The sequence below is a fragment of the Kitasatospora sp. NBC_01560 genome (assembly GCF_045208415.1).
Classification (GTDB): domain Bacteria; phylum Actinomycetota; class Actinomycetes; order Streptomycetales; family Streptomycetaceae; genus Kitasatospora.
In genome coordinates, this window is record NZ_CP109364.1 from 431,076 (window position 1) to 444,614 (window position 13,539).

Here is a 13,539-nt window from a genome sequence, read left to right on the forward strand (position 1 = left end):
GGACGACCCGTTCGTCCGGACCGTGCTGATCCGCCACGTCCGCACAGCGGCCGCACGGACCGGCGCACTGACGAACCGTCAGGAATTGAGAGGGCCGCCGGGTGGGCGTCGCGTGCTGCAAGCCCTCGTGGGGATCCTCGCCCCCGGTACGCCCCCCGGCCGTCGGCTTCCTCACGTCATGACGGCCGCCCGCCGAACTGCCAGTCGTGCACCTCGATGTCGGCGTACTGGTCCGGGGTCAGGACGGCGCGTGCCGTGTCCCGGTCCGGGGCCCGGAGCAGGGCCGCCGTGCCCAGCCAGGCGGCGCCGTCGTCGGAGAGCAGCGGCCCGTAGGCGATCAGCTCGTCCTGGTCGGGCGGCAGCGCGAGGTCGGCGGCCGGCCCCGCGCCGAGGCCGAGCACCAGGTACCGGTTGCCACCGGTCCGGCCGCCGGGGAAGTCCCACATGGTACGGCCCAGGGTGTTGCGCCACCGGCGCAGCAGCACGTCCCGGTAGACGCCGGCCTGATAGTTCGGCTCGTCGAACGCGAACGCGCGGGCCGCGGCGGCATCGGGCAGGTCGACGATGTGCACGCTTCCGGTGGGTACGTCGCCGGCAAGGGTCGGGCCCCGGGCGATCATCTCCTCGGCGAAGCCGTCCATGTAGGACCAGTGCTCCTCCAGGAGCTCGTCGCGCAGGGGCAGGGAGCCCGGTCGGTCACGGTGAAAACTGAGAAACTCCATGCCCCAGGATCTCTCGCAGCGGGGGCGGCGTCGAGCGGGTTTCCGCTGCCACGGCTGCTCGGCGCGCTGCACCGGCAGAGCCGGTGCGGAGCCCGCGTGCGGGCTCCCGGCTGATGCCGGGACGACCCGCCCCAGCTGCAACGCGCCCCCGAACGCCCCTCGTTGCCCGCGTTGCCGAAAGGTCTGCACGTCGACATCGGGGACCTGCTAGCGTGCGCGCACCGGCCTGACGCGCCCGCCCACGGGGGACGCGGCTCGGGGAAACCGACCGAGGCCGCCACCTCTCGATCGAGCCACTGATGTGACGTCAACTCCTGGGAGCAACGGAAGAGTGACTGTGCGAACCGCCGACGACCTCGCCACCGACCTGGAAGCGCTCCGGCAGACGGCCGTCGGCCTCGCGGACACCCTGCGCGCCGCCGCGGAGCGGGTGGACTCCGGCAGGCCTGTCACGGTCGACCCGAGCGACTCCATCACGGCGTACAACGCGTCCCGGGGCCTGCTCGGGGACCGGCTCGCCGCAGCCGCCCGGCGTCCGGCCGCGGAGTCCGAGGAGTGGACGTTCGACGATCTCGACCGGGCGCGGGGCGCCGTCGCGGTGGCCGAGGAGGAAGCCCGGAGCCGCCGGAAGCGGGCCGACGACCTGCGCGGGCGCATCGCGAAGTACGACTCGCTGCTGGCCGGGGAGGACGACGAGGAGGCCCGGGCCGCCCTCTCGATGGTCCGCGACAGCTACCTCGCACAACTGGCCGCGATCGGATCCCTGCCGGAGCAGATCACGCCGCAGACGGCGTCCGAGGCCGTTCCGGGCCCGGACCTGCTGCCCCGTCAGGCGCCCGAACCGGGCCCCGCGGAGGCGGCCGCCGACGCACCCGGTGACGCGGAACCGCCCGGGGAGCGGACGGGCTCGGCGACCGCCCCCGCACCGGCCGTTCAGGGCCGGGAGCCCGAACTCCCGCCCGCAGGGTCCGCCCCTGCGGCAGCAGCCACCGCCCCCGCGCCCGACACCGCCGAGCCGGACTCGCCGCCGAGCACCGACGCCGGCCCCACCGCCACCGACACCGACACCGACCCCGCCGCCCCGGAAGCCCTCGACACCGCCCCCGGCGCGGAGCCGGTCCAGGCCGGCACGCACCCGGGGCAGGACGTGACCGTCCCCGAGCCGGTGGACTTCGCGCTCGCCTCGGGCCGGCCCGCCGTCCTGCCGTGGTCGGGCACCGACGACGGGCCCGGCCCGGTGCCCAGCCTGATCCGGCAGGGGCGCCTCGCGGAGGCGTACTGGCTGACCCGGGGCTCCGACGAGACGGGCCTGCGGGCCGAGACCCTGGCGTTCGTCGAGGCGGCCTTCGCGTGCCACAACGAACCGTCAGGTACCGCGGTCCTCTCCGCGTTCAACCGCGCCGCGGGCGACTTCCGCGACGACCGGGGCGCACAGGTCGCCGCCATGGTGGCCTCGCTGCGGGCCGGACTCGTCGCGGGCTGGCCCAACGACCTCCTCAACCAGCCCGACCCCACCGCCGGGCTCCCCGAGGACTGGACCGCGTTCGTCGACGCCGCCGTGCACACCGTGCGGCACTGCCAGCGGGTCAACCCCACCCGCGGCTGGCTCGTCCGCACGACCCCGGGGGTGACGCGGGAGCAGATCGGCGTCCAGGCCCGTGAGCTGATCGCCGACCTGCCCCGGCGCCGGACCAGCTACGAGCGGGCCACCCAGGTGCTCGCCCGCCTGGCCGCGGCGGACCAGCCGCTGGGCAAGACGCTGCAGGTGATCGCGGACTGGGCGGACGGCACGGCCACCCCCGAGGCCCTCGACGCCGACGCCGAGTCCGTTTCCTGGCAGGACCCCGACCGGCTCATCACCGACGCCGACTCCCTCGTACGCGGCCCCAAGCAGACCCGCGAGCCCATCGAGGCGAAGGCGCGCCGGTCACTGCTGCGGGCGATCACCAGCGTGAGCGACCTCCTCGACCAGGCGCGCAACATCGCGGCGTCCCAGGCCAACACCCGGCCCGACGTGGCGGCGACCCTGCGCACGGCGCTCGCCAGCGCCGCCGCCGCCCAGCCGCTGCCGGGCGTGGAGGGCGCACTGCTGGACCTGCTGTGCCGCTGGCTGCGCGGCGACGCCCCCGTGCGCGCGCACCAGGCCGGCAGCCAGGCCGACGACTTCCCCGAGGACCTCGGCGACTACCGGCCCGACAGCCGGCCCCTGCTGGCCCTCACCGACATGCCGCGCCACCCGGACGGCAGCCCCGACCCGGACGCGGACGGCTTCGCCGCCGCCCTGCTCCCCCTCCTCACGGAGGCCGACGCCCATCGCGCCGGCCTGGCCCACTGCACGCGCGGCGACGTCCACCTCGCGGAGGCCCTGACCGCGGCCCTGGCGCACGACGCCGTACCGGCCGTACCGGCCGTGCGCGCCGGGGAGCCCGCGGCCGAGTTGGCCGCGGCCATCGACGCCGCCCACGCCGACTGGAGCGCCCGCCTGCGTACGGACCACGCCACCGCGTCCGGGCTGCTGGCCGAACTGCGCATCCAGCGCACCCTGGACCCTGCGGCCGAGCGCGGGCTCACCGGTGAGCTGGAGCGCCTGGAGCACCCCCGCCCGGCCGGCTCCTACCGCCAGGCCATCGGGGAGATCCGCGCCCTCACCGAGCGGATGCACACCGCGGTGCGGGCCTACGCGGTCAAGCTCCGCGAGGAGTTCGCCGCGCTCGACCTCGACGAGCCGACCCGCGCCGAGGTCGAGAAGCTGCTGGAGATGCACGACACGGCCACCGCCGAGGAGTACCTGGCGCTGATCAAGCACGGCGAGCCGCTGCCGGACTGGGGCACGGTGGACTGGGGCGCCGATCTGGACGCCTTCGCCACCGGGCTGGACCTGCCCGCCGACGACGGGCGCCTCCAGCAGGGTTACAGCGCCCGCCCCTGGGCACGGCACTACGCCGGCCACGACGACCTGCCCGAAGGCGTCGAGCCCGCGCTGGAGGCGTGGGATGCGCTGTGCGACTCCTCGATCCGCAACCAGGAGTGGCAGCGCCACCTGCCGCGCGTCCTGCGCCTTCTCGGTCTGGAGGTCGAGCCGGCCACCCTCGCCCGCTCCGGCGGCGCGATCGGGCAGATCCTCTCCACCTTGCGGGCCCGGGTCACCGAGTCCCGTCCGGGCTACGTCTCCTCGCTGGGTTCGGGTGCCCAGGGCCGCTACAACGTCGTCATCGTCGCGGACCGCCAGGTCGGCCGCAGCGTCCTCGACCTGCTCGACGAGACCGACAACACCGCCACCGTCATCCTCTACCTCCACCCCATGGGCCTGGCCGCGCGCCGCGCCCTGGTCGCCCGCGCCCGCACCGGCATGCGCCAGGCCCTGGTCGTCGACCCGGCCGTCATCGGCTGGATCGCCGCCCGGTACCCCCGCAGCTTCCGCGCCACCCAGCGCGTCACGCTGCCCTGGACGGCGTTCAACACCTACACGCCGTTCGTGGCCGGCCTCGTCCCGCCCGAGGTCTTCTACGGCCGCCGCGACGAGATGAGCCAGGTCGTGGACCCGCTCGGCGGCCTGTTCCTCTACGGCGGGCGCCAGTTGGGCAAGTCGGCGCTGCTGCGCCGCGTCCAGACGACCTACCCCACCGAGCACCACCGGGTCGTCTACCTGGATCTCAAGGCCCACGGCATCGGCGACGCCGAACCCGCCGGGCAGATCTGGTCCGTGCTCGCCGCGGAACTCCGCCGGATCGGCGTCCTGGGCAGGACCAGGAGCCACGACGACTCGCCGGACACGGTGGTCGGCCGCATCGAGGACTGGCTGGCCGCCGACGGCGAACGACGACTGCTCGTCCTCCTCGACGAATCCGACGCCTTCCTCACCGCCGACTCGCGATCCGTCCACAGCCGCGGCGGGGAGGTCACGTTCCCCAACGTCCTGCGCCTCAAGCGGCTGATGGAGGCCAAGGACCGCCGCTTCAAGATCGTCTTCGCCGGGCTCCACCAGGTCCAGCGGTTCAGCCACCTGTCCAACGTGCCGCTCACCCACGGCGGCCCCGACGTCCTCGTCGGCCCGCTCAGCCCCTCCGAGGCGCAGCGCCTGGTGGTCGAGCCGATGGCCGCCCTCGGCTTCGTCTTCGAACGCCCCGAACTGGTGTGGCGGGTCCTGGCGGCGACGAACTTCCACGCGTCCCTGGTGCAGATCTTCTGCGACCAACTCGTCTCCGCACTGCGCACCGCGCCCGTCGCCGACGCCGCCTGGCCCATCGTGGTGACGGAGGCCGACATGCGCAGTGTCAGCGCCTCCGCCCGCGTCCGGGCGCAGATCGCGGACCGGATGCGGATCACGATCAACCTGGAGGACCGCTACCGCGTCCTCACCCTCGTGATCGCCCTGCGCAGCCTGGAGGACGGCTACCGCAGCAGCTACGGCCCGAGCGACCTGCTCCAGGAAGCGCGGGAGCGCTGGGCCGAGGGTTTCCGCGAGCTGACCGCCGCCCAGGTGCAGATCTACCTGGAGGAGATGGTCGGCCTGGGCCTGCTCGTCCGGCAGCCCGGCGCCGACCCCGCCTACGCGGTGCGCAGCCCCAACGTGGTCAGCATGCTCGGCACCCCGGAGGCCCTCGAACTCGAACTCACCGAGACCGAGTTCCACCTGCCCTACGAGTACAACCCGCGCTTCTCGCGCCGGATGGTCGGCCAGACCAAGTCGGGCGTCCAGGTCTACAGCCCCCTCACCGAGGAACAGCTGTTCACCGTCACCGGGCAGGGCGTCACCGCCGTGTGCGTGAACGAGGCCTTCCAGCCCCCGCTCCTGGTCAACGCCGTCCAGGCCTACGCGGCGGCCCGGGGCATCACCGTGACCCGCACGACCCGGCCCGGTCTGAAGAAGCACCTCACCGCCCCGCAGCCGGCCGACCACCTCACCGTCGTCGACCTGCGCGGGTGCAGCCAGGCCGAGCTGAGCAACGCGCTCGCCCTCCTCGGTGCGGGCACCGCCGGCGGTGCGGACAGCCCGCCCGAGGCCGCCCTCCGGGCGGCGCTCCTGGTCGACCCCGCGGGCGTGCGCGGCCGGGCCGACGCGATCGGCAACGCGATCAGGCCGGAACGCTGGACGGCGGACAGCCTGCGCGCGTGGCCGGAGTGTCCCTACGACACCCCGCACCGGCGCCGGCAGCTCGTCGAGGCCACCGGCGGGTGGCCCTTCCTCGTCGAGATGACCGTCCACCAGGTGACCCGCACCGGCATCACCATGGAGGCCGCCCTGGCGAAGGTCCGGTCCCTGACCGAGGCCCCGGAGTTCGGCCGCACCCACCTGCAGCGCGTCGGGCTCGACCCCGAGCTCGCCCGGCTCCTCACCGGCTGGACCGAACTCCTCGACGAGCCCGAGCCCGACACCCCCGCACGGATCGCCGACATCATCGGCGTCCCCGAGGACCAGATCCTCGACCTGGTCGTACGGCTGACCGACCTCGGCGTCATCGACGAGAGCGATCACGGCATCGCCCTCGACCCCGTCACCTTCCGCGCCCTCGCCGCTCGCACGGCCGGTGCATGACCAGCACCGGCCCCCGGGCGGCATCCGCCGCCACCCACGACCTGACCGCCCTGCCCGGCGTCCGCCACTGGACACGGCGCATCGCCGAGGACCTCGCCGCCGGCCACACCTGCCTCCTGGTGCTGCCCACCGACGCGACGGGCCACGGCGACCACCTGCTGCGCGCCGTGCTCGGCGAGCGCACGCCGTGGCAGCGCATCCCACCGCCCGGCGAGCCCGACGCGCCGCAGCCGACGGAGCCCGAGGAGGAGGTGCCCGAGCCGCTGTGGTCCGGTCAGCCCCCGATCCTCGACGACCTCGACGACACCTTCCTCGCCGATGCGATGACCGCCGCCTTCGGCGCCGGCGCGGCGTTATCCCCTGCGCTGCCGCTGCCCCGGCCCCGCGCCGCGCCCGACCGCGTCAAGGGCGTCGAAGCCAGGCTCGAAAGCCTCCTGCCCCGACGCGGCACGGACAGCGATCCGGCCGATGACGTCTACCGGCGCCTGACCACCGACCACGCCGACGGCTGCACCTACGTCCTCGACGCCACCGGCGACGACGACCCCGTCGCGCTCGCCCGTCTGCTCCTTCGCCTGCCCGCCACCGCCAAGGCGGCCGGTCTGCCCCCCGAGCGCCGTCCCAGACTCCTCGTCACCACCACCACCGACCGGCTTCCCGCCAACGCACTGGACAAGCTGGCCCGTGAGGACATCGCCGTCCACTGGTGGTGGGGCGCGCTCGGCCGGCTCGACACCGCCTCCGTCACCGCCGTCAACCGACCCCTGCCCGCCCGCACCACCACCCACGACAACACCGGGCGCACCCGCATCGGCGAAGCCGTCACCCAGGCCACCATCGTCGAGGTCTGCGGCCCCTACCTGGAGTTCGCCGCCGCCCTCGCCGCCGGCTGGCAGGGACAGCCCGAGACCCTGCGCGCCGCCCTCAGCGCCGTCTGCGGCACCGACCCCGTCCGCGTTCCTGCCCCGCGCAACCCTGCGCACCGCACCGGCGCACTCGCCCACCAGCCCCCGGACGCCCTCCGCGCACGCTGGAACAACGGCACGATCGACGCCTGGGACGGCCACCTGCGCGTCCACCCGGCAGCGCTGTGCAGCACCGACAGCGGCACGGAACTGGACAAACTCCTCTGGGTCGCACAGAGTCGCACCCTGCTCCCGCTCATCGACGACGCCCGCGACGCCCTGGTCGCCCAGGTCCTGCCCACGGCCACCGAGCCACCGCGGCAACTGGTCGACTGGTACTGCTCCGACCGCGCCGAGACCGGGAACACCAGCACCGACGACAGGCTGCAGGCCATCGAACTCGGCCCGCTGCTCAAGGCGAAGACCAACAGGCACCTCACCTTCACGATGGCTCAGAACGCCACCCTGGTCACCCTCCACGACGCGAGGAACCGCCTCTCGCACCGCCGGCACCTCCCCGGGAAGACCCTCGACCACCTGATCACCAAGCTCAGCCCGTGAACCTCCGGCAGCCGTGGTGACACCCGGCCCGAGTGTCCGAACATCCGGACGTCCGGACGTCCGAACGTCCCTCGGCACGGACCCGGAAGGCCTCACAAGCCCTCGTGGGGCCTCGCCGACCGGGTCGACGCAGGACGACCCGCCAGGGGCTCCGGGCCACCGGGCCGCTGCGGCGGGCGGGCCCGGCTCCTGCCCATCGGTTCGGCCCGGGTGGTGCCGACGGCCTCGGTCGGTGCACGCCGGAGGGAATCCCTGCGGGCAACAGCTTGTCCTACCATGTGATCTTCGAATGCAGGGACGGACTGCCGCCGGTTTGCGGTCGGCTGCGGCAGCCGACGGGGAACGGATCGGCGGGGGCAGTGGGCATGTCGGAGGGTGTCGCGGACCTGGTGGGGCGCGCCGCGCAGACCGCGGTGATCGATGCGGCGCTGGCCGCACTGCCGGGCGCCGGAGCGTGCCTGCACCTGTCGGGGCCGGCCGGAATCGGCAAGAGCGCCGTCCTCGCCGACGCCCGGGCCAGGGCCCGGCGACGCGGGCTGACGGTGGTCGAGGCCCGCGGCGTGGAGGCCGTGCGCGGCCTCGCCTTCTCCGCCCTGCACGAACTGCTGCGCCCGGTACTCCCGTACGCCGACCGGCTGCCGGCCGCCCAGCGCGACGCTCTCCTGGAGGCCCTCGGCGCCGGCCGGGCCGTGCACCCGCCGGACCGCTACCGGGTCGGGCTCGCCGCGCTCGAACTGCTCGCCGAGAGCGCGGCCGTCGCCCCGGTGCTCGTGGCCGTCGACGACCTCCAGTGGGTGGACGCGGCGAGTCTGGACGTGATCGCCTTCGTCGCGCGGCGGCTGGCCTCCGAGCCGCTGGTGCTGCTCGCCGCCACCCGCAGCACCGACGACACCACCGCCGCGGCCGACCGGCCCGGGCCCGGCGTCCTGGGTGAGCGCGCCCGCTCCCTGCCGCTCGGCCCGCTGGCCGAGGCCGACGCCGCCACCCTGCTCGCCACCCACGCCGCCCACCTCGGACGGCCCCAGCGCCGGTTGGTGCTCGACCTCGCCCAGGGCAACCCGCTGGCGCTGATCGAACTGCCCACCGCACTGCCCGCCGCGGCCGAGGCCGGCGCCCTGCTCCAGCCGAGCACCGCCACCACCACGGCAACCACCCCGGTGCCGCTCACCGACCGCCTCCAGCAGACCTTCGCCGCCCGCCTCGACGACTGCGCCCCGCCCACCCGCACCCTGCTGCTGCTCGCCGCGCTCCAGGACACCGACGACCTCGCACCGGCCCACGCCCTGGTCGTCCGGCTGCTCGGCGCCGAGGCCGCCGGCCGCGCCCTGGCCCAGGCCCGCGACACCGCACTCGCCGAACCCGACCGCACCGACGGACCCGCCGGGCAGCTGCGGCTGCGGCACCCGCTGGTCCGCTCCGCCGTCATCCGGGCCGCCGCACCCGCAGAACTGGCCGCCGCCCACCTGGCCCTCGCCGCGCACCTGGACGACCCCGACCGGGCCGTCTGGCACCGCGCCGCCGCCCGGACCGAACCCGACGGGGCCATCGCCGACGACCTGGACACCGCCGCCGCACACGCCGCCGCCCGCGGCGCCACCGCGCTCGCCCTGGCCTGCCTGCACCGCGCGGCCGGACTGTCACCCGAACCGGCCGCCGCCGCCCACCGCCTGCTGCGCGCCGCCGAGTACGCCTTCGAACTCGGGCACCCCGGGACGGTCCGACAGCTCACCGGCCGGCTGCGTGCCCTGCCCGCGGGCAGCGTCGACACCGGCCGGCTGGCCGCCCTGGAGAGCGCCTTCGACGACGGCGTCCCCGACGGCCAACCCCTGGTCCGCGAGCTCACCCGGGCCGCCGACGACGCCACCGCGGGCGGCGACCCGGCCCTCGCCTCGCACCTGCTGATCCGGGCCGCCCGCGCCACCTACTGGGGCGCCTACCGGGATCCGGACCTCGCGCCCGCGCTGCGCACCGCCGCGGACCGCACCGGCCTGCCCGCCGGAGACGCCCGCATGCTGCTGATCGACGCGTTCGTCGATCCCTTCACCCGGGCGCCGGCCATCATCGCCGAGCTGGACCGCCCCGAACCACGCGACCCCGTCGACATCGGCCTGCTCGCCCAAGCCGCCTTCGTGGCCGGCGCGTTCGACCACACCGTCCGCCTCACCGCCCTCGCCGCCGACGCCCTGCGCGAGCAGGGCAGCCTGGCAGCCCTCGCCCAGGTGCAGGTGCTGCGCAGCTACGCCGCCCTCTACCTCGGCCAGTGGCAGATCTGCTACACCGCCGCCGACGAGGCCCACCGCTACGCCACCGAGACCGGCCAGCGGACCTGGGCCGCCTGCGCACAGCTCGGCAAGGCCAACCTCGCCGCGGTCCGCGGCCGCCAGCGCCTGGCCGCCCGGCTGATCGCGGACGTCCGCGAAGCCGCCGCGGCGACCGGCAACGTCGCCGTCGTCAACGGCATCCAGCTCAACCGGGGCCTGGCCGCGCTCGGCCAGGGCGACCCGGCCACCGCCTTCGCCGAACTCTCCCGGATGGTCGACCCCGCGGACCGCGCCTACCAGAGCCCGCAGTGCACCTGGGCCCTCGACTACTATGCCGAGGCCGCCGCCCTGACCGGCCGCCACCAGCAGGCCCGCGAGGTACTCGCGCGGATCGAGGACCTCACCGCAGGCACCCCGGCCCCGGGAGTGCGCCGGGCACTGGCCCTCGCCGACGCCCTGCTGGCCGACGACCAACGGGCCGAGCAGGCCTTCGCTGCCGCACACCGGCACACCGCCGACGCCTCGCCCTGGTACCGCGCCCGGCTCGACCTCGCCCACGGCTCCTGGCTGCGCCGCCGGCACCGCACCACCCGCGCCCGCGAGCACCTGCAGTCCGCGCAGAGCGTCTTCGACGCCCTCGACGCGCCCGCCTGGGGCGCCCGCACCGCGGACGAACTGCGCGCCGCCGGACAAACCGTCCAGCGCCACCGGCCGGACGCCTGGGCCCGGTTGTCGCCGCAGGAGCTGGAGATCGCCCGGCTCGCCGGGCAGGGGCTGTCCAACCGCGAGATCGGCGAGCGGCTGTTCCTCTCGCACCGCACCGTCGGCTCCCACCTGTACCGGATGTTCCCGAAGCTCGGCATCCGCTCCCGCAGCCAGCTCGCACTCGCGCTCGGCCGGGCCTGACGACCGCAGCACCGACCGCGGCCGGCCGTCCCCGCCGAGGCGGGCGCGCAGGGCCGGGGACGATGGGGCGGGGACGACGGGGCGGGGACGACGCAGGGGAAGACGGTGCAGCCGTGATGCAGTCATTCGACCCAAGCCGCACGGCCGGGCCCGCGCCTACCGTCGGACACGTCGACGAGGGCGGGCCCGCGTCCCGACTCCGTCGACCGGTTCTGTCGATCCACTGAAAGGTTTTCCATGACTCTTCGCACGAAGGCCTCCCGTCTGATGGTGGCGGCGGTCGTCACCGGCGCCGGGTTGCTCGGGACCGCCGGGAGTGCGTTCGCCGCCGTCGGTCCGGGCGGCGACGAGCCGGGCCGGCCCCCCACGCCCCAGACGCCGGCGAGGTACTACTGCACCTCGCTGCTCGGCTCCGGCGCGTACTCGGTGGTCTGGCTCGCCAACCAGAATGCACAAGTACGAAACCGTCAGGTGCACCTCTCGGTCCTGAACTTCGGGAACTCGCACCACCTGACCACCGACCAGTGGCGGCAGACGGACCGCGACTGCCAGGACAACGCGCGGACCGACAAGGCCAAGGGCAAGGAGAAGGAGGCCGAGGTGTTCAAGGCGGCCGACAAGGAGATCCACCGCCAGCACCAGGAGCTCTGAGGCGTCTCTCCCCGCTCCTTGAGGTGCCGACCGGCTGATCCGCTGTGTCCGGCCGGCCGGTGATCGCTCCAACGGTGCACCGCCCGCCTCCGCCGCTGTCGCCGCGGAGGCGGGCGGCCGGCGCCCGTCCTGCGTCGACGCGTGTCCCTCACAGCTCCCGGACGTTGGGCGGGTTGCCGGTGGAGACGGAGAGCGTCCCCTGCTGGACTTGGAGGTTGCTGTTCCTGACCAGCATCCCGTTGCCCTTGGACATCGAGACGTTGCTCCTGCCGAAGGTGAGAGCCCCTGCCGCCGTCGCGGCTGCCCGCCCACGCGGTGTTGACGCCCTCAGCGGCATCACCACATCGCACGCCGGACGACGCCGGACGAGGAGGGGTCCCGGAGGGTCGCCGACCGACCCTCCGGGACCCCTCCGGCACGATCAGGACCTGCCGGTACCGGCGATCGGCGGCCCGTAGGTGTACCAGGAGTTCCAGTTTCCGTTCTGGGCGCGGTCGCGGGACCACATGCGGTTGTCGCTGCCGCGCGACGTGATGGTGAAGGCGCCCCCGAGGGTCTGGCGGGTGATGTCGACCTTGGTCGTGAAGGAGCCGCCCATGGAGGTCCAGGCGCTCAACTTGCCGGAGCTGTTGGTCGTCCAGCGCGTCCACACGGCGTGGTCGGTGCCGATCACGAAGATCTCGCTGGTGCCGTCCCGGAACGCGAAGGAGGTCACACCCCCGTCGTACTCGCCACCGCACAGAAAGGTGCCGCCGAACTGCTTGCTGCTGCAGTGCGCGGGGGTCCCGCCGATGTCACCCGCCGACGCGGGGGCCGCGCTCAGCCCGATTCCGGCGAGGACACCGGCGGCCGCGACGGCGGCCTTGATCTTGTTCATCTCTGCTCCTGACTGGTCGGGACGGGCTTCGTTCAGCCGCCCGGACACCCGGGGCACCCGGACCGCAGCCACCCGGCGCCCACGCGACAGGCCCTCACCGGTAGCAACGGGAGCAGCAGCCGGTCGAGTTCAACCGTCCCTCGTCCGCCGGTCGAGCGATCAGCGTCCCAGCGCGTGACGGACACTCAGTCCGTGGTGGCGGCGGAGCCGGCGCATCTCCCACCAGGAGAGGGCCGTGACGGTCACGGGGGCACCGAGGATGAAGACCGCCCGGGCACCGGCCGGGACTTGGGGGTAGGCGCCCGTGATCACGTCCAGGAGCGCCATCTCCCACACCAGGACGCCGGCGAGGACCGGCGGCATCACCTCATGGATGTCCGCAGTACGGAAGACGTGCACGAGTGACAGGCCGATGCCGTAGAGGGCGAAGCCGATCGACCACGCGCAGAGTACCCCGATGGCGATCGTTCCCGGCAGCCCGACGGCGTCCCGGAGCCCCGCCAGCTCCGGCGCCATCGCGAGCGCCGCGGTGCCCATCGACGCCATGATCGCCACCACCGCGCCGAGCGGGCGCAGGGCCCGTCGCAGGTAGACCCGCCGCAGTCCGCCCCGCGCGGCAGCGATGAAGGCGCCGACCACGACGGGGAAGGTGCAGACCAGCACCAGGACGCTGGACCAGCTCTGGTTGAGGCGTTCGTCGGCCACGGACTTGACGTCCTCGGCGCTGACGACGGAGTTGTAGGTGACCATCAGGCCCACCCAGGCCACGAGGCCGAGTGCGGTCCGCCAGAGCTGGAGCCTGCGGACCGCCGGATCGTCCACGACGCCGGGGCGCGAAGGACGGAAGGCCCGCTGGGCGGCGTAGAACGGATTGCGCACCCCGCGGAGGATCTTCCGGCCCCGCGACGGTTCGACCGGAGGTAGCGATCCCGGCGGGCCGGGCGGCCCGTACGGATACCCCTGCGGCGGGACGTGCCCCGCGTACGGATACCCCTCCGCCGGAGGCGGGTAGCCCTGTGGCGGGTAGCCCTGCGACGGATACGGGGAGCTCTGACCGGGCCACCCCGCCGGCGGCCGACCGCCCGCACCGCCCGCCGGATCCCCGTACCCGCTCCCGTCC

7 protein-coding genes are annotated in these 13,539 nt (G+C 74.6%); 4 read left to right on the forward strand and 3 right to left on the reverse strand.

The features are described 5' to 3' along the window. Positions 1-176: 176 nt before the first annotated feature. Positions 177-722 (reverse strand): YciI family protein, encoded by a 546-nt coding sequence (locus tag OH807_RS01760; RefSeq protein ID WP_406192898.1) that lies wholly within the window; start codon positions 720-722, stop codon positions 177-179. Between the two features lie 331 nt (positions 723-1,053). Here OH807_RS01760 and OH807_RS01765 point away from each other — a divergent pair, with 331 nt between their 5' ends. The 4 genes from OH807_RS01765 (at position 1,054) to OH807_RS01780 (ending at position 11,542) form a co-directional block, all read left to right on the forward strand. Next, a complete protein-coding gene (locus OH807_RS01765; protein ID WP_406192901.1) occupies positions 1,054-6,258 on the forward strand; it encodes a hypothetical protein in 5,205 nt (1,734 codons plus the stop codon). Continuing rightward, entirely contained in the window at positions 6,255-7,724 is a 1,470-nt protein-coding gene (locus OH807_RS01770; RefSeq protein ID WP_406192904.1) for a hypothetical protein, read from the forward strand. The genes OH807_RS01765 and OH807_RS01770 overlap by 4 nt, the downstream gene beginning before the upstream one ends. A gap of 365 nt (positions 7,725-8,089) precedes the next feature. Further along, positions 8,090-10,891, forward strand: a complete 2,802-nt coding sequence (locus tag OH807_RS01775) for an AAA family ATPase (protein WP_406192907.1) — start codon at positions 8,090-8,092, stop codon at positions 10,889-10,891. A 237-nt stretch (positions 10,892-11,128) separates the two neighbouring features. Next, complete coding sequence (locus OH807_RS01780) at positions 11,129-11,542, forward strand: hypothetical protein (protein WP_406192910.1); 414 nt, start codon at positions 11,129-11,131, stop codon at positions 11,540-11,542. A 421-nt stretch (positions 11,543-11,963) separates the two neighbouring features. Here the strand turns inward: OH807_RS01780 and OH807_RS01785 are convergent, their stop codons facing one another. Further along, a complete protein-coding gene (locus tag OH807_RS01785; protein ID WP_406192913.1) occupies positions 11,964-12,419 on the reverse strand; it encodes a hypothetical protein in 456 nt (151 codons plus the stop codon). 159 nt (positions 12,420-12,578) lie between these two features. Continuing rightward, the gene (locus tag OH807_RS01790; protein ID WP_406192916.1) at positions 12,579-13,298 is read right to left on the reverse strand and encodes a hypothetical protein; all 720 of its coding nucleotides are present in this window, start codon (positions 13,296-13,298) and stop codon (positions 12,579-12,581) included. Positions 13,299-13,539: the final 241 nt, after the last annotated feature.